Genomic DNA, 24,862 nt, shown 5'->3' with positions numbered 1-24,862 from the left:
AATCGCCGTACTGATCGGCCGTCAGCCTCCGGCCTGGTAACTGGCCGTGGCCTTGTCGAAGACGTCCGTGACCTTGTCCTGGTTGTCCTCCGGACCCGTGACCATGACCACGTGGTAGCCGCCGCCGAGCGCGACGACGAAGTTGCGGGCGAACAGGGAGCGGCCGGCCGCGTCGATCCAGGTGTAGCGGCCGGTCACCCGCAGCTGCTGTCCCACCCGGGTGGACTTCACGTCGCCGCCGGAGGCCCAGGTGGAGTTGCGGTACGGGGCCAGCTCCGCCTCCTTGTCCTTCTGGTAGCCGAGCGGGTCCGGGGAGCCGCCCTCGACGCGGTCCCGGCCCGGGACCACGATGAGGGTGAACTGGCCCTGGGTGTAGCGCACCTGGCCGGCCTCGTTGAGGGACTGGCGCTCCCAGCCGTTGGGCACGGCGATCGTGAAGTGCGCGGGGTCCTGCTGGAGGGTGTAGCCGTCGGGGGCCTGCTGCGCGGGCGGCTGGCCGCCGGAGGGCGGGGCGGCCGGGGACGGCGACTGCTGCGGGGGCTTCCGGGTGCCGGACGGGGCCGAGGAGGGGGGCGCCGGGCTCTGGGCGGCCGTGTGCTGCTGGGACCGGCCGGCCTCCTGGTCGTCGGAGCCCGGCAGGAACAGCATCGCGTACCCCACCCCGGCCGCGAGCAGCGCCAGGACCCCGACCAGCAGGGTCCGGCCGAGGGAACGCGGCGTGCGGGGGGCGTCGGGGTTGCGGTGGCGGCCGTGCAGTTCCCCGCGCCGGCGCACCTCGGGCAGGCGGGCGGGGTCCGGCTCCGGGAGCGGGAAGACGAAGTCGCCCTCGGGTTCGGGGGCGGAGCGGACCAGTGAGCGCAGCCAGCCGCGCAGCTCCTCGAAGTCGGGCCGCTCGGTCGGGTCCTGGCGCAGCAGGGACTCCACCACGGGGCGCAGCGGCCCGCATTCCTCGGCGAAGGCGGGGGGCTCGGCGCAGACCATGTCCACGAGCTCCGCGACGCTCTCCTCCGGGTACGGGGCGTGGCCCTGGACGGCCCGGTACAGCAGGGCGCCGAGGGCCCAGAGGTCGGTGGCGGGGCCGACGGGCGCGGCCAGCTGCCAGGGACCGCCGTGGACGGGGCCGCCCTGTTCGGGGGCCCAGCGCTCGGTGACGGCCCCGACGACGGCCATCCGGGTCTGCCGGGCCCGCTCCGCGTCGAGCCCGGTCCGGGGCCCGCCGCCGCCCTGTCCGGGGCTGCCGCCCCAGGCCCCGGCGGCGGGGCTCCGCGGGACGACGGGCAGCGCGGCGGTGGTCTCGGACGGGTTCCCCCCGGAGCCGCCGCTGCCGGGCCGCTCCCGGCCCTCGCCCGGGCGGGCGGCGGGCGCCGGGGGGTCGGCCTGGTGGTACCCCTGCGGGAGGGTGAGGGCCGCCGGCAGCGCGGGGCGGTGCGGCTCGGCGGGGGGCTCGGGCGGGGAGGGGCTCCCCTCCGGCTGCCGGGGCTCCGGCCGCGGTTGCGGCGGCTGGTCGGGGTCCGCCGGGCGGCGGGGGGCGGCGCCGTGCCAGGGGGTGGCGGCGGTGTCCGGACCGCCGTAGGGGTACGCGTACTCCTGGGGCAGGTTGGCCCCGGTCGGCGGGAGCTTCGGGACGACCACCGGCCCCCGCGCCCCGCGCTCCTGGGCCACCTTCTCGGCGGCGGCCCGGGAGCCGGCCCGGTAGGCGGCGATGGTCCCGGCGCGGGCGGCGGCCAGGGCGTCGTCACGGGTCCCGGCGGGCCGGGCGGGGGGCCCGGACGGGGCCGGCGGGGCCGCCTCGGGGGGTGCGGCGGGCGGGGCCGGCTCGGGGAGGACGTGGTCGGAGTGGCGCGGCCCGGTGTCGTACCCGGGCGCCACGAGCGGGGCGTACGCGGGTTCCCGTCCGCCGGGGCCGTGGGGCGGTGCCTCCCAGGGCGCGGCGGGGCCCGTACCGCCGCCGTCGCCGGGCTCCTCTTCCGGGACGGGGTCGTAGCCGCACAGGGCGTCCTCGGCGGCTCCGGCCGCGAGCCCGGTGAGGACGACCCGGCCGTCCTCGCATATCAGGACCGTGCGGACGGTGATGTTGCGGTGCGTCCAGCCGTGCGCGTGCAGCACCCGCAGCGCGGTCAGCACGTCCGAGGCGACCTCCGCCGCCCGGTAGGGGTTCAGCGGTTCGTCGGCGATCAGCGCGGCCAGCGGCCTGGCGGGGACGAGTTCGCTCACTATCCACAGCGAGCCGTCCTCGGCGAACACGTCGAAGACCTGGTCGAGGCGCGGATGGTCCGGTACGGACGCGGCGGCCTGTGCGGCGGCGATCGCCCGCCGCACCGCGGGGAGTTCCCCGGTGGCGGCCGGTGCCGCACGGGTCCCGTCGAGCAGTTCGGCGTCCACGACCTCGGGCAGCGGCACGTGCCGGACGAGGACCTCCTGCCCGGTGCGGGTGTCGAAGGCGCGGGTCTCCACCAGCTCGTACGCGTCGGACGGCGGCAACGGCAGACGGTAGCGGTCGGCCAGGATCCGGCCGGCGTAGTCCTCCACATCGCCTCCCCCGAGTGCGGTGGGTCCCCCCGGGGCACCCGCTGACACGATACGTCGCCGGGGCCGCCCGCGTCCCGGGCTTGCGAGGGCCGTCAGCCCAACTGCTGGAAGGTGTCGAAGGCGGTGTTGCGGATCTGCGTGCATTCGGGGCCGTCCCACTGGTCGGCCGGGCAGCTGATCATGATGGCGTAGCCGTTCCTGGCGTCCGCCCTGAAGCCGCGGTCCAGCACGCGGACCTTCATCCCCTGCTCCTCGCGCTCGAACTCCAGGTCCGCGACGGTCGGGTAGCCGCGGTACTCGACGGGTTCGAGGCGGATCTGGTGGTAGTTCCTGCTGCTGCCGGACAGGCCCGGGACCATCTCGGCCCAGGCGGCGCGGGCGTCGCGGCCCGGGGTGTTGGTGTGGTCGACCTGGATGCGGGGGTAGCCGCCGGAGCGGCTGTATATCGCACCCGAGTTGTCGCCGGCGATGCCCGTCTGGTGGAAGCCCTCGGGCATCGCCATGGCGAACTGGAAGCTCAGGTCCGTCACCTTGGTGAACCCGGCGGGCAGTGCGCCGCCGGAGCCGGAGCCGCCCGGGCTGGCGCCCTGGCCCTGGCTCTGGCCCTGGCCCTGGTTCTGGGCGGGGTCGGCCCCGGGGCTCGCGCCGGACGCGGCCGGGCCCGGGCTCGCGACCCCGGCCGGGGTCGGCGCGGGCGAGGAAACCTGTGACGCGGCCGGCGAGTTGCCCGGGGACCGGGCGGCGGAGGCCGACGGGGTGGCGCCGCCCTTGCCCTCGTTCTTCCGGCCGCCCTCGTCGTCCTGGCCGCTGACCGCGTAGGCGATGAGCGAGCCGATGACCGCCAGGACCACGAGCACGCCGGCTATGGCGAGGGCGATGGTGCGGCGCGGCATCACGTCGGTGAGGGACGCCGGGGCCACCGTCGAGGGCCGCTGCGGGGCCTCGGCGGCGGAGGCGGCCGCGGCCTGGGCCGCCGCCGCCTTGCGGGTGGCCTTCAGCGCGGCGCGCGCACGGTCGCGCTGCTCGCGCTCGCGGCGCTCGCGCTCCTTCCTCGCCGCCTTCTCGGCGGCCTTGTCCGCCTCCGTCTCGGCCTTGGTGAGGGAGATCGGCCGGGTCTCCTCGACGGCCGGGACGGGCTCGGGCACCGGCGCGGGCTCGGGGGCGTTGATCACGGCGGTGAGCATCGACCGGGCGCGGTCCTCGTCGAGCCGCAGCGCCGGGTCCTTGACCAGCAGCCCGTAGATGACCTCCGTCAGCGCCGGACCGGCGTTCTTCGGCGGGTCGACGGCCTCGGTCATCACCGCGGTGAGGGTGGCGAGCGCGGAACCCTTGTCGTACGGGGGCACCCCCTCGACGGCGGCGTACAGGAGTCCGCCGAGGGACCACATGTCGGCGGGCGGGCCGGGCTTGTACCCGCGGGCGCGCTCGGGGGAGATGTACGAGGGGGCGCCGACGAGCATGCCGGTGGAGGTGATGGAGGGGTCGCCCTCGACCTGGGCGATGCCGAAGTCGGTGAGGACGACGCGGCCGCTGGCGGCGATGAGCACGTTGGAGGGCTTCACGTCGCGGTGCAGGATGCCCTGGCGGTGCGCGGCGCGCAGGACGTCGAGCACGGCGAGGCCGACCTCGGCGGCGCGGCGCGGGGTCAGGGGGCCGTTCTCGCGGACGAACTCGGCGAGGGAGGGGCCCTCGATGAGCTCCATGACGATCCAGGGCCGGGCGTCTTCGTCGACGACGTCGTAGACGGTGACCGCGCCCTCGTTGCGGATGCGGGCGATGGCCTTGGCCTCGCGAAGGGTGCGGGTGATGAGGCGGCGCTTCTCGTCCTCGTCGACGCCGCTGCTGAAGCGGAGTTCCTTGACGGCGACGGTCCGGCCGAGCACCTCGTCCTCGGCCCGCCACACGGTGCCCATGCCGCCCTTGCCGAGCACGGCCCCGAGCCGGTAGCGGCCCGCGAGCAACCGCCCCCTGCGCTCTCCGTCGGCGGGGCCCTCCGGGTCCGCGCCGGACGCGCCGTCCTCGTCCCGCGCCGCCGAAGCGCCCTTCCCGGCCGCGGCCCGCTTCCCGGACGGGGACGGCCCGGCGGGCGCGGTCTCCGCCTTCGGCTGCGCCGCGGGGGGTATGTCCGTCGCGGCGTCAGGAGCCTTGTCCGCGACGGGCGGCGCGTCCTCGGGCTCCTCGGACGCGGACGTGGCGGACCTCGGCCGGGGCACGGACGCGGCGGACCGCCCCCCTTCCGCCGCTTCGGTGGAGCCGGCCCGCACGGCGTCAGAATCGGGCCCGGCGGGCGACTTGGCGGCTCCTCCGCCCCCGGAGGCACCCGCACCCTCGGGCTTCGCCGCAGGCGTGCCGGCAGGCGGCCCGGCAGGCGCCTCGGCAGGCGACTCGGTGTGCTCCGGCTTCGACATGCGTCCCCTCTGCGATCGTGCAGCCTGCCCCGGCTGCCCCCGGCAGCCACCGGGGGCAAGGTAACCCACCCCGGCAGAAACCTCATTGTTGCTCACTCCGCATCGGACGGGAGCCCCGGGTCCGGCGGTTCCCCCTTCCGGATCCGGAGTCACAACGGCACGATGTCGGGCGCTCCGAGCCGTGCCGCGTCTGCCGTCTGGTCGTCCGGCTGGCGCTGGGATTCGCGTTCCGCCTGCACCCGCTTCTCGTAGTGCTCCACTTCGTTCTCGATCTGCCTCTTGTCCCACCCCAGCACCGGAGCCATCAGTTCCGCGCACTCGCGCGCCGACCGCGTCCCCCGGTCGAAGGTCTCGATCGAGATCCTGGTCCGCCGGGTCAGGACGTCGTCCAGATGCCGGGCGCCCTCGTGCGACGCGCCGTAGACGACCTCCGCCCGCAGGTAGTCCTCCGCCCCGGTCAGCGGCTCCCCCAGCGCGGGGTCGTCCGCGATCAGGGCGAGCAGTTCCTCCGTCAGGGATCCGTACCGGTTCAGCAGGTGCTCCACCCGCACCACGTGCAGCCCGGTCCGCACGGCGATCCGGGCCCGGCCGTTCCACAGGGCCCGGTAGCCCTCCGCGCCCACCAGCGGCACGTCCTCCGTGACGCACTGGGCCACCCGCTGGTCCAGCCCGTGCACCGCCTCGTCGACGGCGTCCTTGGCCATGACCCGGTACGTCGTGTACTTGCCGCCGGCCACCACCACCAGCCCCGGCACCGGATGGGCCACCGTGTGCTCGCGGGAGAGCTTGCTCGTGGCGTCCGACTCGCCCGCCAGCAGCGGCCGCAGGCCCGCGTACACCCCCTGGACGTCGTCCCGGGTCAGCGGCACCGCCAGCACCGAGTTGACGTGCTCCAGCAGGTAGTCGATGTCGGCGCTCGACGCCGCCGGGTGCGCCTTGTCCAGGTCCCAGTCCGTGTCCGTGGTGCCGACGATCCAGTGCCGGCCCCACGGGATCACGAACAGCACCGACTTCTCGGTCCGCAGGATCAGGCCGCTGTTCGAGTGGATCCGGTCCTTCGGCACCACGAGGTGGATCCCCTTGGACGCGCGCACGTGGAACTGTCCGCGCTCCCCGATCAGCGCCTGGGTGTCGTCCGTCCACACCCCGGTGGCGTTCACCACCTGTTTGGCGCGGATCTCGTACTCCCCGCCGCCCTCCACGTCCCGCACCCGGGCCCCGACCACCCGTTCGCCCTCGCGCAGGAAGCCGATCACCTTCGCCCCGTTGGCGCAGTGCGCCCCGTAGGCGGCGGCCGTCCGGACCAGCGTCGTCACGTAGCGGGCGTCGTCCATCTGGGCGTCGTAGTACTGGAGGGCGCCCACCAGGGCGTCCTTGCGCAGGGCCGGCGCGATCCGCAGTGCCCGCTTGCGCGACAGGTGGCGGTGGGTGGGCAGGCCGCGCCCGTGCCCGCTGGAGACCGACATCGCGTCGTACAGGGCCACGCCCGAGCCCGCGTAGAACCGTTCCCACACCTTGTGCCGGAGCGGGTAGAGGAACGGCACCGGCTTCACCAGGTGCGGGGCGAGGCGCTCCAGCAGCAGTCCGCGCTCCTTGAGGGCCTCACGGACCAGGGCGAAGTCGAGCATCTCCAGATACCGCAGGCCGCCGTGGACGAGCTTGCTGGAGCGGCTCGACGTGCCCGACGCCCAGTCCCGCGCCTCCACCAGCCCGGTCGACAGGCCCCTGGTCACCGCGTCGAGCGCGGTGCCCGCACCCACCACCCCCGCGCCGACGACCAGCACGTCCAGTTCCCGCTCGGCCATGCCGGCGAGGGCTTCCGCGCGCTGCGCGGGCCCCAGTGTCGCTGTCCTCACGGCTGCCTCCCGTTGGTGCGGGCCGATCCCGCTCGGTGCGGGTGATCCCGCTCACATCTCCCGATTTCCGATTCTGACCGGCCGCACCGACATCAGCCACCGGCTGTGGACAACACAGGGTGGCCACAACCCCACAATGCGACATATCTGTCATATATACGCCTAGTCTGACATTGCGCCAGCTCCATTCGTCCACAGGACTTGCGCGCACCGCCCCCTCATGCATGCCAGGGAAGGGAAGGGACGGCCCCCCATGCCCGCAGATCTCGCCGTCATCGGACTCGGCCACCTCGGCCTCCCCCTCGCCCAGGCGGCCGTCGCCGCCGGGATCGAGACCGTCGGCTACGACAGCGGCCCCGCGACGGACAGCCCCCTCACCGCCGCCGAGATCCGACGCATGTCGGCGGCCGGCTTCCGGGTCACCACCAACCCCGCCGAACTCGGCCGGGTCCGCACCGCCGTCATCTGCGCCCCCACCCAGCTCGGCCCCGACCGGGCGCTCGACCTCGGCGCCGTCGGCACGGCCGGCCGCACCCTCGCCGCCCGCCTGCGGCCGCACACCACCGTGATCCTGGAATCCGCCGCCCACCCCGGGGTCACCGAGGACTACCTGCGGCCCATTCTCGAAGAGGGCTCCGGCCTGCGCGCCGGCCGCGACTTCCACCTGGCCTACTCCCCCAGCCGCCTCGACCCCGGCAACCGGACCCACACCATCGCCAACACCCCCAAGGTCATCGGCGGCCTCACCCCCGCCTGCACCGAGTCCGCCCACGCCTTCTACGCCCGCCTCACCGAGAAGGTCGTCCGGGCCCGCGGACTGCGCGAGGCCGAGACCGTCCAGCTCCTGGAAACCAACTACCGGCATGTGAACATCGCCCTCATGAACGAGATGGCGGTCCTCTGCCACGACCTCGGCGTCGACCTCTGGGACGTCATCCGCTGCGCCGAGACCAAGCCGTACGGGTTCCAGGCCTTCCGCCCCGGCCCCGGCGTCGGCGGCCACGGCGTCCCCCTGGACCCGAACTACCTCCCCCACACCACCCGCACACCCGGCCACCCCCTGCGCATGGTCGGCCTGGCGCAGGAGATCAACGACCGGATGCCGCAGTACGTGATCCAGCGCTGCGCCACCCTGCTGAACGAGCACGGCAAGTCCGCCCGCGGCGCCCGCGTCCTCCTCCTGGGCGTCACCTACAAGCCGGACCTCCCGGACCAGGAGGGCTCACCCGCCCCGGAGATCGCCAGCCGCCTCCTCGACCTGGGCGCCCTGATCAGCTACCACGACCCGTACATCCCGGGCTGGCGGGTCCGCGACCGGCCCGTCCCCCGCGCCGACTCCCTCTACGAGGCCGCGGCCAACGCCGACCTGACGATCCTCCTCCAGCACCACCGCACGTACGACATGCAGGGCCTGGCGGTGAAGGCCCAGCTCCTCCTCGACACCCGGGGCGCCAGCCCAGCGGGCGCGGCCCACCGCCTCTGAGCAGGTACTTCCCTCCCGGACCGGCTCCCCGGAACCCCTGTCGGAATCCGCTGCGCCGGTCATATGATCCGCCGCGTGTCTGCTCTCACGCCGCCGGGCCACCGGCCGCTCACCGAACCCGCCGAGTACTTCCGGGACCTGGCCGCACTGCGCTCGGCAGTCCGGCTCCGCGACGCCGGGGCCGTCGCCGCCGCCTTCGACGCGCTCACCGACGAGGACGACCGCGCCCTCGCCTCCTGGACCGTGGCCGAGACCGCCGACTGCGGGGACTTCCTCCGCGAGGCCTCGGCCGGCCGGCCCGGCGAGCCGCTCTTCCGCACCCTGTACGCCCACCACCTGATCCGGACCGGCTGGAACATCCGCAGCGGCGCGCGCGCCGAGCACGTGAGCCGGCAGCAGTTCGACTCCTTCCACGCCCACCTGCGGCGGGCGGAGGTCCTGCTCATCGACGTCTGCGCCGAGTACCCGGCGTACGCCCTCGCCTGGTACCTGCGCGTCACCACCGCCCGCGGGCTGGAACTGGGCCAGGGCGAGGCCCGGCGCCGCTACGAGCGCCTCGCCGAACACCACCCCCACCACTACTCCGGCCAGTCCCAGCTGCTCCAGCAGCTCTGCCCGAAGTGGAGCGGCAGCTGGGAGGAGGCCGAGGGCTTCGCCCGCGCCTGCGCCGAAGCCGCACCCGAGGGCGGCCCGCAGGGGGCGCTGGTCGCCATCGTCCAGCTGGAGCGGTACCTGGAGATCGAGCGGGACCAGAACACCCGCGCCGCCGAAACGTACCTGCGCGAGCCCGAACGGCACACCGCGCTGCGGGAGGCCGCCGCCCGCTCGGTCCTGCACCCGGCCGCCCGCACCGGCGCCTTCCAGTACGTCGGCGCCCACAACGCCTTCGCCGCCGCCCACAGCGCGGCGGGCCGCCCCGCCGACGCCGCCCCGCACTTCCGCGCCCTCGGCGACCGCGCCACCGAGTTCCCCTGGGGCTACGTCGACGCGGACCACTCGGCCGCCTTCGCCCGCCACCGCAAGAACGCCCTGGCCAAGGGCTGAGGAAGACCACCATGACCACCGACACCCCGCCGCGGCACGTCACCGAAGACGGCGTCACCCACACCACCGTCGACGGCATCCGGACCGTCCTCGCACCCGGTTCCGGTCCCGTGACCGCAGGCCTGCTCTTCCGCGTCGGCCGCGCCGACGAGACCCTCGCCACCAGCGGCGTCACCCACCTCGTCGAGCACCTCGCCCTCCACCAGCACGGGCTGGGCGACCTGCACTACAACGGGGCGACCGCCTCCGCCTACACCCACTTCCACGTCACCGGCACCCCCGCCGACGTGGTCGAGTACCTCAACGGCGTCTGCGCCGCCCTGCGCAACCTGCCCCTGCACCGGCTGGCGACCGAGAAGGAGATCCTGCGCACCGAGGCCGCCCACCGCTCCCAGGGCCCCGCGCACGACATGCCCCTGTGGCGCTACGGCTCCCGGAGCTACGGCCTGACCAGCTACGCCGAGACCGGACTGCCGGGCCTCACCCCCGCCGACGTCCACGACTGGGCCGCCACCTGGTTCACCGCCGAGAACGCCGTCCTGTGGATCACCAGCGACACCCTCCCCGAGGGGCTCGACCTCACCCTCCCCACCGGCCAGTGGCGCCCCGCGCCGCAGCCCACCTCCGCCCTGCCCGCCACGCCCGCCTACTTCCAGGGCCCCGACGGCGTGGCCGTCCTGACCTCCGTCATCCCCCGCTCGACCGCGGGCAGCCTGTTCGCCGAACTCCTCGGCAAGGAGCTCTTCCGCGCACTGCGCCAGAAGGGCGGCTACTCCTACACCGCGGCCGCCGACTACAGCCCGCGCGACACCGACTGGGCGACCGTCACCGCGTACGCCGACGCCCTGCCCGAGAAGCAGGACGCGATGATCGGCGCTTTCATCGACGTCCTCGCCACGCTCCGCGCCGGCCGCATCGAGCAGGCCGACCTGGCGGCCGTACGCACCTCCGTGCTGAGCCAGTTCGACCATCCGGAGCCGGCCGTGGCCAAGCTCCCCTCCGAGGCGATGAACCTGCTGCTGCGCCACCCCTCCCTCAGCTACGCCGAGTCGCGGGCGGAGATCGAGGCCGTCACCGTCGCCGACCTCCAGCGGGTCGCGCGCGAAGTGTGGGCGAACGCCCTGATGCAGGTCCCGGGCCGGGGCGTGGACTGGGCGGGGCTCACCGAGGCCCCCACGCAGTCAACCGACCTGGTCACCGGACGGCGCTACTCCGCGCTGGACGACCGCAGGACCAGCCTGCTCGTCGCGGGCGACGGAATCAGCCTGGTCCGCCCGAACGGCCACCTCACCGTCCGGTACGCCGAGTGCTCCCTGATGCAGGTCTACCCGGACGGCGCGCGCCACCTCATCGGCCACGACGGCTTCAGCATCGCGGTCGAGCCGACCCTGTTCGGGATCACGGCGGCCGAGCTGGCCCCCGTCGACGCCGGCGTCCCGCCCACCGCCGTGGTCCGCATGCCGCCCCGCGACCCCGCCCGCATCCCGCGGCCCCGCCCGGCGGAAGCGGGCGCGCCGAAGGGACCGCAGCCCCGCAAGGCCTGGCTCACCGCGGTCCTCTGGCTGCTCGGGATACCCGCGCTGCTGTCCGGCGCCTTCGCGGCCATCGGCGTCCTCGCCGCCCTCTCCGAGCCGGACGCCCAGACCTCCGACGACTGGGTGGGCCTGGCCGTCATCTGCGTCTTCGCGGCGGTGATCCTGATCCCGTGGGGCGTCCTGCTGCGCCGCCGGCAACGCGGACTCGGCTGAGGTACGCCGGAGGGGGGGGGGCCCCCCCGCGGGGGGGGGGCCCCCGCGGGGGCGCGGGGGCCGGACGGGGGGGCGGCGGGGGGGGGGGGGGGGGGGGCGGGGGGGGGGGGGGGGGGGGGGGGGGGGGGGGGGGGGGGCGCGGGGGGGGGCCGCCCCCCCCCCCCCCCGGTGCGGTCAGGGCGGTCGCGGCCGGGCCGCCGACGGCCAGTGCGATGCCGAGGAGTACGGCGGCCGCGCGGGGGGGCACGCCGCGCGCGGGGGTGAGAGGAGGCACGGGTGGAGCCTTCCTGGGCGGGAGAGGGAGAGTGGGAGCGCTCCCAATCAAGCCAGCGGCTGGACGGGCCCGTCAAGTGGCGGTGCACGTACGGTCGTTGGCGCCCCTCCGCTGCGCATGGCCGCCGGCGCACGGGCTGCCGGCCGGAGCGCGGAAGCGCAGCGGGTCGAGGCCGGCCGCCACCGCGGTACCGGCGTCGCGCATCGGCGCCGCATGGCGTGCCCACCGGGCGGGTCGCGCCCTGCGGGCGGCGTGCGGCGCCGGGACCCCCGCCCGGCCCCGGCCGCGCGACTGCGGGTGCCGGGCCCCGGGGCGGCCTCCGGGAGGCGCACCGGCTCCACCGTCCGCCCCGGCCCGGCCCGCCCCGGCCGGTCGCCCGGAGGCGCCGCCTCTCCGACGCCACGCCGGCGAGGCGGCGCCCGCGCACCGCACGAGGCGGCACACGGGGTGGCACGAGCGGGCGCGCGGCCTCAGCTTCCCGCAGTGCGGGAGGCGTTGCCGTAGTAGGCGTCCGGTCCGTGCTTGCGGGTGAAGTGCCGCTCCAGGAGGTGCCTCGGCGGCTCGGAGGCACCCCCGAGGCGGAACCCCAGCGCCAGCGTGTGCAGCGCCATCTCCGCGACGGCCTCGCAGACGATGGCGTTCTCCAGCGCGGCCTTCGCGTCGGCACCCCAGGTGAAGGGGCCGTGCCGCGAGACGAGCGCGCCGGGGACCTCGTCGGCCCGACGGGCGTCGCCGTCGAGCCGGGCGACGATCACCTGGCCGGTGTTGTACTCGTAGTCCTTCGCGCACTGCGCGGCGGTGAGGTCCTCCGTCACGGGGACGGGGCCGTTGAAGGTGTCGGCGTGCGTGGTGCCGAGCACGGGGATCGGCCGGCGCGCCTGGGCGAAGGCGACCGCGTGCGCCGAGTGCGTGTGGGTGACGCCGCCGATGGAGGGGAAGGCCCGGTAGAGGCACCGGTGGGTCTCGGCGTCGGTGGACGGCCTGAGGCGCCCGTCGACGACCTTCCCGTCCTCCAGCGCCACCACCACCAGGTCCTCCTCGGTGAGGTCGGCGTAGGAGACCCCGGACGGCTTGATGACGAACACCCCGGCGTCCCGGTCCACTCCGCTGACGTTTCCCCAGGTGAGAGTGGCCAGACCGGCCTCCGGGATGCGGAGGTTGGCCGCGAGTACCTCGCGACGGAGCTTCTTGAGTCGGGTCTCGCCCACTGCGTCCTCACCATCTTTCCGCCGCTGGACTGATCGCAGGCAATTGTGAGCGCTAACAAGCGGTAAGCTCAAGAGAATACGAGAAGATTCCCGCCCACTCCTCGCGAAGAACGCTGCATAATGTGAGCGCCAACATCGACACCCGTCGACCATCTCCCGATCGGTCCGGGACGTGTGCGGGCCGTGGCCGGTTCGGTACCTTGGGGGAAGGCCGCTCGATGAGGAAAGGAAGAGAGTTGACGCAGCTCCCGGACGTCTCGCGAGCGCCCACGATGACGGACGTCGCCCGCGTCGCCGGCGTGTCCCACCAGACCGTGTCGCGCGTGCTCAGCGACCACCCGAACGTCAGCGCCAAGACCCGGGCCGCGGTGACGCAGGTCATCGAGCAGCTGGGGTACCGGCGCAACTCGGCAGCCCGGGCCCTGGCCACGCGCCGGACCCACACGCTGGGTGTCATCGCGGTGAACACCACTCTGCACGGACCCGCCAGCACCGTGGCGGGAGTGCAGGAGGCGGCCCGCGACCGCGGCTATCTGACGTCGGCCGTCACGCTCCGGACGGCCACCCAGACGGCCCTCGCCGAAGCCATGCAGCACCTCGCCGGGTGGGGGGTGGAGGGGATCGTCGCCGTCACTCCGCAACGCGCCGCGGTGAGGGCGCTGGCGGCGCTGGAAGCACCGTGCCCGGTGGTGACCGTGGAGGGCGGCCACACGCTGGCCCTGCCCGGGGTGTCGCTGGACCAGAACCTCGGCGCCCGTATGATCACGGAACACCTCCTCGCCTCGGGCCACTCCACCGTGTGGCACGTCGCGGGCCCTTCGGACTGGCTTGAGAGCGAGGCCCGCACCCAGGGCTGGGAGGACGCACTGCGGGATGCCGGAGCCGAGGTGCCGCCCCTGCTGCGCGGCGACTGGAGCCCCCTGTCGGGATACCAGGCCGGCCAGCAGCTGGCGGGGCGGGTACGGGCGTCCCGCGGAGGCGGAGCGGGCCTCACGGCGGTGTTCGTCGCCAACGACCAGATGGCCCTCGGAGTCCTGCGGGCCCTGCGGGAAGCGGGACTGCGCACGCCCGAGGACGTGGCGGTCGCCGGCTTCGACGACATCCCCGAGGCGGAGTTCTTCCCGCCCCCGCTGACGACGATCCGCCAGGACTTCGCCTCGCTCGGCCGCGACAGCATCGGACTGCTCCTGGACCACATCGAGGGCCGGGCGCAGGAGCCGACGCACCTGGTGGTGGCGCCCGAGCTCATCGTGCGCGCCAGCACCGCCCGGAGGATCGCGCTGCCCGGCGCGTGACCCCGGCATGCCCGGTGCCCGGCCCTCCTGCGAGGAGCCGGGCACCGGGCTCAGCGCGCGGCGTGACGGCGGCCGCCCATCAGGCGTTGCAGCACGATGAACACGAGCAGCAGGGCGCCGATGACGATCCGGGTCCACCAGGAGCTGAGCGTGCCCTGGAAGTTGACCAGCGTCTGGATCATTCCGAGGACCAGCACGCCGAGGGCCGTGCCCAGGACGAAGCCGGAACCTCCGGTCAGCAGCGTGCCGCCGATCACGGTGGCGGCGATCGCGTCGAGTTCCATGCCCATGGCGTGGAGGGCGTAGCCGGAGAGCGTGTAGAAGGTCAGCAGCAGTCCGCCGAGCGCGGAACACAGGCCGCTGACTCCGTATGCCGCGATCTTGGTGGTGCCCGTCGGCAGGCCCATCAGGCGTGCGGAGGACTCGTTGCCGCCCAGCGCGTAGAGGTTGCGGCCGAAGCGCGTGTGGTGCAGGACCACGAAGGCGGTCAGCAGCACGGCCACGGCGACGAGCACGGGGATCGAGACGAACAGTCCGCCCGGGCCGTAGAGCCTGGTCTGGGCGACGGCCGTCGTGGCGGGATCGGTGATCGTGACGGATTCGGTGCTGATCGTGTAGCAGAGCCCGCGGGCGAGGAACATGCCGGCCAGGGTGACGATGAACGGCTGGATCTCGAAGGTGTGGATGACCCAGCCCATGAGCGCCCCGCCGGCGGCGCCGACCAGCAGGACCAGGGGAATCACGGCGGCCAGGGGCCAGCCGTGCGACTCGACCAGCCACGCGGTCAGCATGGTCGAGAGGGCCACCATGGAGCCGATCGACAGGTCGATGCCCCCGGTGAGGATGACGAAGGTCGCGCCGACCGCGACGACGAGCAGGAATCCGTTGTCGATCAGCAGGTTCAGCACGACCTGCGCGGAGAGGAACCCGTCGTAGCGCACGGATCCGACGGCGAACATGACGGCCAGCAGGACCGCGGTGACGATCAGCGGGACACGGGCCCGGGTGCCCGGGGAAACGGCCGCCACGCGGCGGGCCGGTCGTGCGGCGGCGTTCACGGTACCGGTACTCATGCGCGTACTTCCTGCTCCTGGGGGGTGGCGCCCGCCGTGGCGGGGGGCCGGGGAGTGGTCGCCCTCCGGCGGCGTATGACCTTGGCCCGGAACACCGGGGACTGCACGAGGCAGACGATGACGACGACGAAGGCCTTGAAGACCAGGGTGGTCTCGGGCGGGACGCCGAGGGTGTAGACGGTGGTGGAGAGGGTCTGGATGACCAGGGCTCCCAGGACGGTCCCGCCGAGGGAGAAGCGCCCTCCGGTCAGAGCGGTCCCTCCGACGACGACGGCGAGGATCGCGTCGAGCTCGATCCACAGGCCGGCGTTGTTGCCGTCGGCGCTGGAGACGTTCGAGCTGATCATCAGCCCGGCGACGGCGGCGCACAGGGCACTGAAGACGTAGACCAGGGCGAGCAGGCCGCCGGCCCGGATGCCCACCAGGCGGCCGGCGGTGGGATTGCCGCCGACGGACTCGATCAGCATGCCGAGGGCACTGCGGCGGATGACGAAGGCGGTGAGTGCGACGAGGACGGCGGCCAGCAGGACGGCGAACGGAAGGAGCAGCCAGTAGCCGCCACCGATCGTCTTGTAGGGGGCGCTGGTCACCGTGACGATCTGACCGTCCGTGATCAGCTGGGCGACCCCGCGGCCCGCGACCATGAGGATCAGGGTCGCCACGATGGGCTGCACCCCCAGCCCGGACACCAGCAGGCCGTTGGCCAGGCCCAGTACGAGGGCGACCGCGAGCGCGAGCGCGACGGCCGTGAGCGTGGTGGCGACACTGTCCGGCCGCGCCGCGGTGGAGAGGTGCCCGCAGGCGAGGGCGCCGGCGATGGCGACGGTGGAACCCACCGAGAGGTCGATCCCGCGGGTGGCGATGACCAGGGTCATGCCGAGCGCCACGAGGACGAGGGGCGCGCCGAACCGCAGGATGTCGACGAGGCTGCCGTAGAGGTGGCCGTCGCGTACGCGGACCGACAGGAAGTCGTGGTGGAACGCGAGGTTGCCGAGGAGCAGGGCGAGCAGGACGAGCGCGGGCCACAGCAGGCGGTGGCCGGCCGGCCGTCGCCCGTTGCCGCCGGCTGCCCCGGACGGGGCGGGCTGGGATGTCATGAGTCCGTTCCGGTGGCGATGGTCGTCAGGAGGCGTTCGGGCGTGACGGTGTCGTCGTTGGCCAGGGTGGCCACCATGCGGTGGTCGCGGAGGACGGCGATGCGGTGGCTCAGGCGCAGGACCTCTTCGAGTTCGGCCGAGATGAACAGCACGGCGGTGCCTTCGTCCGCCAGGCGGGCCACGAGCTTCTGGATCTCCGCCTTGGCGCCGATGTCGATGCCGCGGGTGGGTTCGTCGAGGATCAGGAGCCGGGGCTCGGTCAGCAGCCAGCGTGCGAGGAGGACCTTCTGCTGATTGCCCCCGCTGAGGTGGCGCACCTGTGCTTCGGGTTCGGCGGGGCGGATGTCGAGGGCCTCGATCCAGTGCCGCGCCAGTTCGTCCTGCTTCGCGCGGGTCAGCGGCCTGGTCCAGCCGCGGGCGGCCTGCAGGGCGAGGACGATGTTCTCGCGGACCGTGAGCTCACCCACCAGCCCCTCGGACTTGCGGTTCTCGGAGCAGAAGGCGATGCCCCGGGCGATGGCGTGGCGGGGGCTGCGCAGGAGCACCTTCCTGCCCTCGACGCTCACCTCCCCGGCGTCCGCGCTGTCCGCGCCGAACAGCAGGCGCGCCGCCTCGGTGCGGCCGGAGCCCAGCAGGCCGGCCAGTCCGATGACCTCGCCGGGGTGGATGTCGAGGTCGTAGGGTTCGATCGAGCCGGTGCGGGCCAGCCCCCGCGCCCGCAGGAACGGCTCCGCGGCCGCCCGCTGGGCCCCTTCCCCCTGGCCGCGGCCCGACAACCCGTCCAGGGTGGCCAGTTCTCCGCCGATCATGCGCTGGACGAGCGTCATCGGGGTGAGCTCGGTGATGGGGTACTCGCCTTCCAGCCGGCCGCCCCGCAGGACGGTGACGCGGTCGCAGAGGTCGAAGACCTGGTCGAGGAAGTGCGTGACGAACAGGATGGCCACCCCGCGGTCCCGCAGGCGCCGCACCAGGGTGAAGAGCTGGGCCACCTCTTCGCGGTCGAGGCTGGAGGTGGGCTCGTCCAGCACGAGCACCTTCGCCGAGACGTCCACCGCCCGGACGATGGCGACCAGTTGCTGCACCGCCAGGGAGTGCGCGTCGAGCAGGCCGGTGACGTCCAGGCCGAGCTCCAGCTCGGTCAGCAGACGGGCCGCCCGCTGCCGCACCTCGGACCAGCGGATGAGACCGAACCGGCGCGGTTCGCGCCCGATGAGGATGTTCTCGGCGACCGACAGGTTGGGGCAGAGGTTGACCTCCTGGTAGACGGTGCTGATTCCGGCGCGCTGCGCCTGCAGGGGGTCCGTGAACGTGTGGGGCCGGCCGTCGACGAGGACGGTGCCGCCGTCGGCGGGGTGGACTCCGGTGAGCACCTTGATCAGGGTGGACTTCCCGGCGCCGTTCTCGCCCATCAGGGCGTGCACTTCGCCGGGGAAGAGCCGCAGGGCGACCCCGTCGAGGGCGAGCACGCCCGGGAACCGCTTGCTGATGCCGTGGGCTTCAAGGACCGGCCGCGGGCCGTCGGCGCCCGTGGGCGCCGCGGTGGACGGAGGTGTCATCCGCCCTCCTCTCGTGTGTGGGTGGAGCGGGCCCCGGTGCCGGGCCTCGCGGGCCGGCGCGGTCCGGAGGGGAGGTCCGGTCCCGCCGGGACCGCGGCGGCGGAGGCCGCCGCGTCAGTACTTCCGGGACGGCAGCGCGGCCGCGGCCTTGTCCTGCGGGAACACGCCCTCCTGGGTCTCGACCCGGGCCGGCACGCTCTCCCCCGCGACGACCTTCTTGGCCAGGTCCATCAGCTGGTCACCGAGGAGCGGGTTGCACTCCACCACGACGTTGATCTTGCCCTCGGTCATCGCGACGAAGGCGTCCTTGATCCCGTCCACCGAGATCACCTTGATGTCCGTGCCGGGCTTCCTGCCGGACTCCTCGATGGCCTGGATGGCGCCGAGGGCCATGTCGTCGTTGTGGGCGTAGAGGACGTCGATGTCCTTCTGGGACTTCAGGAAGGCCTGCATGACCTCCTTGCCCTTGGCGCGCGTGAACTCGCCCGACTGCGAGGCGACGATCCTGAACCTGCCGTCGCCGCGGATGACGTCGGCGAAGCCGGCCTTGCGGTCGTTGGCGGGTGCGGAGCCGGTGGTGCCCTGGAGTTCGACGATGTTGACCGGACCCTGCTGGTTGGCGTAGGCGGCGGTCAGCCACTCTCCCGCGGACCTGCCCTCCTTGACGAAGTCCGAGCCCAGGAAGGTCTTGTAGAGGGAGGTGTCCTTCGTGTCCACCGCGCGGTCGGTCAGGATGACCGGGATCCCCGCGTCCTTGGCCTCCTTGAGCACCGTGTCCCAGCCGGACTCCACGACCGGGGAGAAGGCGATCACGTCGACCTTCTGCTGGATGAAGGTACGGATCGCCTTGATCTGGTTCTCCTGCTTCTGCTGCGCGTCGGAGAACTTGAGTTCGATCCCGGCCTTCTTCGCCGCCTCCTGGACGGACTTGGTGTTGGCGGTGCGCCAGCCGCTCTCGGCGCCGACCTGGGCGAAGCCCATGGTGATCCTGCCGCCGGATCCCGCCTTGGCCCCGGAGGCCGGGCCCGGTGCGGGGCCGGAGGCGGGGCCCTGGGTCGAGCAGGCGGTCAGCGCCGAGGAGGCGAGGAGGGCGGCGGTGAGGACGAGGGCTGCTCTGCGAGCCATGACGCGTGTCCTTTCGGGGTGTACGGAAGGGGCTCCGCACGGCCGTGGGTGCGGCGGGCCGGGTTCGGCCGCCAAGGGCTGTCCGGGAGAAGGGGAGCCGTCGCATTGTGAGCGCTAACAAGCGCGCTTCTCAACCCCCTTGCCCGCGTTACCTGTCCGTTATCGCGCCGGATAGCCCACCCAGCGGCTCGCGGCGCGATCTGGACAGACCCCTTGCTCCTCAACATTGTTAGCGCTCACACTGCATGGCGTCGGACGCACGCCCCTCCTTCGAAAGGCATTCTGTTGACGTCACCCCACCCCCTCACCCCCACACCCCGTCCCGGGGAGCCGGAGCGGTACACGGTCGGTGTCGACTTCGGCACCCTGTCGGGCCGCGCCGTGGTGGTACGGATCCGCGACGGGAAGGAGCTGGCGGCGGCGGTCCACACCTACCGGCACGGCGTCATCGACCGGCACCTGCCGCAGGGCGGTGCGCAACTGCCCCCGGACTGGGCCCTGCAACACCCCGAGGACTGGCGGGACGTACTGCGCCGCGCCGTCCCGGCGGCCGTGGCGGCGGCGGGCATCGATCCCGCCGCGGTGATCGGCATCGCCACCGACTTCACCGCCTGCACCGTCCTGCCCACCCTGGCCGACGGGACCCCCCTCGCCGAGACGGAGCTCGCCGGACGGCCGCACGCGTGGCCCAAGTTGTGGAAGCACCACGCGGCCCAGCCGTACGCCGACCGCATCAACGAACTCGCCCACGCCCGCGGGGAGAAGTGGATCGCCCGCTACGGCGGCCGGATCTCCGCGGAGTGGCAGTTCGCGAAGGCCCTCCAGGTCCTGGAGGAGGACCCGCTCGTGTACGGCGCCTGCGCGCGGTGGATCGAGGCAGCCGACTGGATCGTGTGGCAGCTCACCGGAAGCGAGTCCCGCAACGCCTGCACCGCCGGCTACAAGGGCATCCACCAGGACGGCGCCTACCCGAGCGAGGAGTACCTGGCCGCCCTGAACCCCCGCTTCGCCGACTTCGCCCGCACCCGCCTCGAATTCCCGCTCTCCGCGCTGGGCTCCCGCGTGGGCTCGCTCAGCACCCGGGCGGCGGCCTGGACCGGCCTGCGCCCCGGGATCGCCGTGGCCGCGGGCAACGTCGACGCCCATGTCACCGCGGCCGCGGCACGGGCCGTCGGGGACGGCCAGCTGCTCGCCATCATGGGCACCTCCACCTGCCACATCGTCAACGCCCCCGTGCTCGCCGACATCCCCGGCATCTGCGGGGTCGTGCACGGCGGGGTCGTCGAGGGAACCTACGGTTACGAGGCCGGCCAGAGCGCCGTCGGCGACATCTTCGCCTGGGCCCTGGACCAGGGCGTCCCGCCGGACTACCTCGCCGAGGCCGCCGTGCGCGACGAGGACCTGCACACCCTGCTGAGCCGCAAGGCCGCCGGCCAACCGGTCGGAGGCCACGGACTGGTCGCCCTCGACTGGCAGGGCGGCAACCGTTCGGTCCTCGTCGACCACCGCCTCTCCGGAGTCATCGTGGGCCTGACCCTGGCGACCCGCCCCGAGGACGTCTACCGCGCGCTGCTCGAAGCCACCGCGTTCGGCACCCGCGTCATCGTGGAAGCCCTGGAGGGGGGCGGCGTACCGGTGGACGAGTTCATCGTCGCCGGCGGGCTGGCCAAGAACGAACTGCTGATGCAGATCTACTCCGACGTGCTGCGCCGCCCGGTCTCCCTCGCCGCGTCCACCCAGGCCCCCGCCCTCGGGTCGGCCATCCACGCCGCCGTGGCGGCGGGCGCCCACCGCGACGTACGGGAGGCCGCCGCCGCCATGGGCCGCCGGCTGCCCGCCGTCTACACGCCGGACGCCTCCAGGGCCGACGCCTACGACGCCCTCTACGCCGAATACCGGCTCCTGCACGACCGCTTCGCCGCCGACGGCCAGCTCCACCGCCTCAGGCGCATCCGCGACACGGCGAACACCGCGAACTGACCCCCGCCCCGCCCCTCTTCCCCCGGCCCCGAACACCGTCGCGGGAACGCCACCCCCAGGAGTCCACGTGCCCAGCCCCACGCCTCCCGCCCAGGAAATCTGGTTCCTCACGGGCAGCCAGCACCTGTACGGGGAACACACCCTGAAGCAGGTCGCCGAACAGTCACGGCAGCTGGCCGCCGCGCTGGCCGCCACATCCGGCATCCCCGCACGCATCGTGTGGAAGCCGGTGCTCACCGACGCCGGCGCCATCCGCCGCCTGTGCCTCGAAGCGAACGCCGATGACCGGTGCACCGGGCTCATCGCCTGGATGCACACCTTCTCCCCGGCGAAGATGTGGATCGCCGGACTGGACGCGCTGCGCAAGCCGCTGCTGCACCTGCACACCCAGTCGAACGTGGCCCTGCCCTGGGACACCATCGACATGGACTTCATGAACCTCAACCAAGCCGCGCACGGGGACCGCGAGTTCGGGCACGTCCAGGCCCGCCTCGGCGTGCCCCGCAAGACCGTGGCCGGCCACGTCACCGATCCGGTGACCACCTCACGGGTCGCCGTCTGGGTGCGGGCGGCCGCCGCGCGATCCGAACTGGCCACCCTCAGGGTCGCCCGCTTCGGCGACAACATGCGCGACGTGGCCGTCACCGAAGGGGACAAGGTGGAGGCCCAGCTGCGCCTGGGCGTCTCCGTCAACACCTACGGCGTCAACGACCTGGTGGAGCTGGTCGACGGCGCGCGGGAGAGCGAGGTGGCCGCCCTCGTCAAGGAGTACGGGGACCTGTACGAGCTGGCGCCGGAGCTCCGGCCGGGCGGCGAACGGCACGGGTCGCTGCGCTACGCGGCCCGTATCGAAGCCGGCTTGCGCACCTTCCTCGAAGCCGGCGGTTTCCGGGCCTTCACCACCAACTTCGAGGACCTGGGCGGACTGCGCCAGCTGCCCGGCCTCGCGGTCCAGCGGCTCATGGCCCAGGGGTACGGCTTCGGAGGGGAGGGCGACTGGAAGACCGCCGTCCTGCTGCGCGCCCTCAAGACGGCGGCCGCCGGTCTCCCCGGCGGCACCTCCTTCATGGAGGACTACACCTACGACATGACGCCGGGCGACGAGCTCATCCTCGGCGCGCACATGCTGGAGGTGTGCCCCACCCTCACGACCGCCAGGCCCGCCTGCGAAATCCACCCCCTCGGCATCGGCGGCCGGGAGGACCCGGTCCGCCTGGTGTTCGACGCGGCCCCCGGCCCGGCCGTGGTGGTCGGCCTCGCCGACCTCGGCGACCGCTTCCGCCTGGTGGCCAACGACGTCGAGGTCGTGGCGCCGCCCCACCCGCTGCCCGCCCTGCCCGTCGCCCGCGCGGTCTGGCGGCCCCGCCCCGACCTGCGGACCTCCACCGAATCCTGGCTGACCGCCGGCGGACCCCACCACACCGTCCTCAGCACCGCCCTGACCTCCGACCACCTCGACGACCTCGCGGAAATGCTCCGCGTGGAACTGCTCCTCATCGAGGAGAGCACCACCCCGCGGCAGTTCCGGCGGGACCTGCGCTGGAACCAGGCGTACTACCGGCTGGCCCAGGGGTTCTGAACCGGCCGGAGACCGGTGGGGGCGGCCGTGCGGCATGCCAGGGCCGGGCGGGGTCTCCCTCTCTGCCCGGCCCCGTCGTACGCGGACCCGTCCTCCGCGGGGGACGGGCCGTCCGGAGCGTTGCCGTTCCAGCCGCTGGTGGCGCCGGTCGCCGGAGTGGTCGCAGGTCGGCGTCGAGCCGTCACGTGCGGCCGTGAACCGGTCGGTGAGGGTGAGCTCGACGGTGAGGGCGGACCCCCGCAGGGACAAGGCGGTGGCCCACGCGGCCGGCGGCCTGCGTCCTGCGGGGAACCGCGGAGGGGACGTGCCTGCATGCCGGTGGTTCTCCTCGCGGCTCGGGGGAGACGGATGGGGCGGGACGGCCCTGCACAGGACCTGAACCAGTGGGAGCGCTCCCACTGTGCGGAGGGGGCCAGCTCGCGTCAAGACACGTGAAGGGTCGAAAGCGTTTCGCTCAGGAATTCACCCGGGCCCCCTTTCCCTTCACTCCGGTTGACGCTACGGTCTGGCCGAACCAGTGGGAGCGCTTCCATCAGCCGGCGCACCGCGGAAACGCGACCCTGCCCGCCAGGGCCCGCTCATGTGACATCCCAAGCGCCACAGCGCCGCCCGGCACCGCCCCGCCCTCGCCTCGGCCGCCCTGCGGACATGCGTTCCCCGGCCACGCCACGGCCCGGTTCCGACGCCCGTGCCCTCCCCGCACGACGCAGTGCCCCCGCCGGCGCCAGGCTCCGCCTGCGCGCCCCGACCCGAAAGGTCCCCCGCGAAATGAGCCGCATACTCCCCCGCACCGCGTTACTGGCCGCCCTCGGCCTCGTCACGGCCGCGGGCGCCACCGCCACCGCCTTCGGCACCCCCGCCGGCGCCGCCACCGCCGGCTGCAAGGTCGAGTACCAGATCACGAACCAGTGGAACACCGGCTTCGGTGCGAACGTGGTCGTCACCAACACCGGTGACCCCCTCGCCGCCTGGACCCTGGAGTGGACCTACGCGAACGGCCAGCAGGTCACCCAGGGCTGGAACGCCGCGATCACCCAGTCGGCCGCGGCCGTGACGGCCAGGAGCCTGTCGTACAACGGGTCGCTGGGCACCGGCGGTTCGACGTCCTTCGGGTTCAACGGCTCCCACACCGGCACGAACACCGTGCCCGCGACGTTCAAGCTCAACGGCGTCACCTGCAACGCGGCCCCCGATCCGACCCAGCCCCCCACCACGCCCCCGACCACCCCGCCCACGACGCCTCCGCCCTCGGGCGGCAAGGTCGACAACCCCTACGCCGGCGCCAGGATGTACGTGAACCCCGAGTGGTCCGCCAAGGCTGCCGCCGAGCCGGGCGGCACGAGGGTGTCGAACCAGCCCACCGCCGTCTGGCTGGACCGCATCGCCCTCGTCACGGGCACCAGCGGCAAGATGGGCCTGCGCGACCACCTCGACGCGGCCCTGGCGCAGAAGGGAAGCGGCGAACTCGTCGTCCAGCTGGTGGTCTACGACCTGCCCGGACGGGACTGCTCCGCACTCGCCTCCAACGGTGAACTGGGCCCGACCGAGATCGACAGGTACAAGACGCAGTTCATCGACCCGATCGCCGCGATCCTCGCCGACCCCAAGTACGCCGGTCTGCGGATCGTCACCGCCGTCGAGATCGACTCGCTGCCGAACCTCGTCACCAACGTCTCGGGCCGCCCGACGGCCACCCCCGCCTGTGACGTGATGAAGGCCAACGGCAACTACATCAAGGGGGTCGGCTACGCGCTCAACAAGCTGGGCTCCATCCCCAACGTCTACAACTACGTGGACGCGGGCCACCACGGATGGCTCGGCTGGGACGACAACTTCGGCGCCTCCGCGGAGATGTTCAAGCAGGCCGCGACCGCCGAGGGGTCCACCCTCTCCAAGGTGCACGGCTTCATCGTGAACACGGCCAACTTCAGCGCGTTGAAGGAGGACAACTTCAAGATCGACGACTCGGTGGGCGGGACCTCCGTACGCCAGTCGAAGTGGGTCGACTGGAACCGCTACACCGACGAGCTGTCCTACGCCCAGGCCATGCGGGCCAAGGTGGTCTCGCTGGGCTTCGACCCCGGCGTCGGCATGCTCATCGACACCTCCCGCAACGGCTGGGGCGGCACGGCCCGGCCGACCGGACCCGGCGCGACGACCAGCGTGGACTCCTACGTCAACGGCGGCCGCTACGACCGGCGTATCCACCTCGGCAACTGGTGCAACCAGGCGGGCGCCGGGCTGGGCGAACGGCCGCAGGCCGCACCGGCCCCCGGCATTGACGCCTACGTGTGGATGAAGCCGCCGGGCGAGTCCGACGGGGCGAGCAAGGAGATCCCGAACAACGAGGGCAAGGGCTTCGACCGGATGTGTGACCCCACCTACACGGGCAACGTCCGCAACGGCAACAGCATGTCGGGCGCGCTCCCCGACGCGCCGCTCGCGGGACAGTGGTTCTCCGCCCAGTTCCAGGAGCTCATGAGGAACGCCCACCCGGCCCTGTGACCGAGCCGCCGGTGAAGGTCCCGGAACCGTACGGAGCCGCCCGGCTTCCGTACGGCTCCGGCCCGTGCCGTGCTCAGGCCCGGCGGCCTACGGAACCGGTGC

The 24,862-nt window shown here is 73.6% G+C and carries 15 protein-coding genes; 7 read left to right on the top strand and 8 right to left on the bottom strand.

All coding sequences use genetic code 11. The annotated features are described in order from the left end of the window. Window positions 1-21: 21 nt before the first annotated feature. The 3 genes from WDV06_RS03630 to WDV06_RS03620 form a co-directional block, all read right to left on the bottom strand. Window positions 22-2,529: a protein kinase gene (locus tag WDV06_RS03630; RefSeq protein WP_395508120.1), complete on the bottom strand. Its 2,508-nt coding sequence runs from the start codon at window positions 2,527-2,529 to the stop codon at window positions 22-24. Between the two features lie 92 nt (window positions 2,530-2,621). Next, window positions 2,622-4,937, bottom strand: a complete 2,316-nt coding sequence (locus WDV06_RS03625) for a serine/threonine-protein kinase (RefSeq protein ID WP_395508119.1) — start codon at window positions 4,935-4,937, stop codon at window positions 2,622-2,624. 149 nt (window positions 4,938-5,086) lie between these two features. Then, window positions 5,087-6,793, bottom strand: a complete 1,707-nt coding sequence (locus WDV06_RS03620; RefSeq protein ID WP_395508118.1) for a glycerol-3-phosphate dehydrogenase/oxidase — start codon at window positions 6,791-6,793, stop codon at window positions 5,087-5,089. Window positions 6,794-7,046: 253 nt separating this feature from the next. Between WDV06_RS03620 and WDV06_RS03615 the strand changes: the two genes are divergently transcribed. The 3 genes from WDV06_RS03615 (at window position 7,047) to WDV06_RS03605 (ending at window position 11,068) form a co-directional block, all read left to right on the top strand. Continuing rightward, entirely contained in the window at window positions 7,047-8,276 is a 1,230-nt protein-coding gene (locus WDV06_RS03615) for a nucleotide sugar dehydrogenase (protein ID WP_395508117.1), read from the top strand. A 75-nt stretch (window positions 8,277-8,351) separates the two neighbouring features. Further along, the gene (locus WDV06_RS03610; RefSeq protein WP_395508116.1) at window positions 8,352-9,320 is read left to right on the top strand and encodes a hypothetical protein; all 969 of its coding nucleotides are present in this window, start codon (window positions 8,352-8,354) and stop codon (window positions 9,318-9,320) included. Window positions 9,321-9,331: 11 nt separating this feature from the next. Continuing rightward, complete coding sequence (locus WDV06_RS03605; RefSeq protein WP_395508115.1) at window positions 9,332-11,068, top strand: M16 family metallopeptidase; 1,737 nt, start codon at window positions 9,332-9,334, stop codon at window positions 11,066-11,068. Window positions 11,069-11,812: 744 nt separating this feature from the next. Here WDV06_RS03605 and araD read toward each other — a convergent pair. Then, complete coding sequence (gene araD / locus WDV06_RS03600) at window positions 11,813-12,550, bottom strand: L-ribulose-5-phosphate 4-epimerase AraD (protein ID WP_395508114.1); 738 nt, start codon at window positions 12,548-12,550, stop codon at window positions 11,813-11,815. 218 nt (window positions 12,551-12,768) lie between these two features. On the opposite strand from araD, the gene WDV06_RS03595 reads away from it, so the two are divergent. Further along, complete coding sequence (locus WDV06_RS03595) at window positions 12,769-13,845, top strand: LacI family DNA-binding transcriptional regulator (RefSeq protein WP_395508113.1); 1,077 nt, start codon at window positions 12,769-12,771, stop codon at window positions 13,843-13,845. Between the two features lie 50 nt (window positions 13,846-13,895). On the opposite strand, the gene yjfF is transcribed toward WDV06_RS03595, so the two are convergent. From yjfF to WDV06_RS03575, 4 genes are all read right to left on the bottom strand, one after another. Beyond that, window positions 13,896-14,918, bottom strand: a complete 1,023-nt coding sequence (yjfF, locus tag WDV06_RS03590; protein ID WP_395508112.1) for a galactofuranose ABC transporter, permease protein YjfF — start codon at window positions 14,916-14,918, stop codon at window positions 13,896-13,898. Then, window positions 14,915-16,015: an ABC transporter permease gene (locus WDV06_RS03585; protein WP_395508111.1), complete on the bottom strand. Its 1,101-nt coding sequence runs from the start codon at window positions 16,013-16,015 to the stop codon at window positions 14,915-14,917. Before WDV06_RS03585 ends, yjfF begins: the two co-directional genes overlap by 4 nt. Further along, the gene (locus WDV06_RS03580; protein WP_395508110.1) at window positions 16,012-17,571 is read right to left on the bottom strand and encodes a sugar ABC transporter ATP-binding protein; all 1,560 of its coding nucleotides are present in this window, start codon (window positions 17,569-17,571) and stop codon (window positions 16,012-16,014) included. Before WDV06_RS03580 ends, WDV06_RS03585 begins: the two co-directional genes overlap by 4 nt. Before the next feature lie 114 nt (window positions 17,572-17,685). Then, window positions 17,686-18,696 (bottom strand): ABC transporter substrate-binding protein, encoded by a 1,011-nt coding sequence (locus tag WDV06_RS03575; RefSeq protein WP_395508109.1) that lies wholly within the window; start codon window positions 18,694-18,696, stop codon window positions 17,686-17,688. A gap of 285 nt (window positions 18,697-18,981) precedes the next feature. On the opposite strand from WDV06_RS03575, the gene araB reads away from it, so the two are divergent. The 3 genes from araB to WDV06_RS03560 all read left to right on the top strand — a co-directional run bounded on the left by araB (window position 18,982) and on the right by WDV06_RS03560 (window position 24,760). Further along, window positions 18,982-20,676 carry a ribulokinase gene (gene araB, locus WDV06_RS03570; protein ID WP_395508108.1) on the top strand — a complete coding sequence of 565 codons (1,695 nt, stop codon included), beginning with the start codon at window positions 18,982-18,984 and terminating at the stop codon, window positions 20,674-20,676. A 67-nt stretch (window positions 20,677-20,743) separates the two neighbouring features. Then, window positions 20,744-22,255, top strand: coding sequence for an L-arabinose isomerase (araA, locus tag WDV06_RS03565; RefSeq protein ID WP_395508107.1), 1,512 nt, complete (start codon window positions 20,744-20,746; stop codon window positions 22,253-22,255). 768 nt (window positions 22,256-23,023) lie between these two features. Beyond that, window positions 23,024-24,760: a glycoside hydrolase family 6 protein gene (locus WDV06_RS03560; RefSeq protein ID WP_395508106.1), complete on the top strand. Its 1,737-nt coding sequence runs from the start codon at window positions 23,024-23,026 to the stop codon at window positions 24,758-24,760. Window positions 24,761-24,862: the final 102 nt, after the last annotated feature.

This window comes from Streptomyces racemochromogenes, from assembly GCF_044129415.1.
Taxonomy (GTDB): Bacteria; Actinomycetota; Actinomycetes; order Streptomycetales; family Streptomycetaceae; genus Streptomyces; species Streptomyces racemochromogenes_A.
The sequence above is the reverse complement of the archived record's forward strand: the minus strand, read 5'-3'. Positions and strand labels throughout refer to the sequence as shown.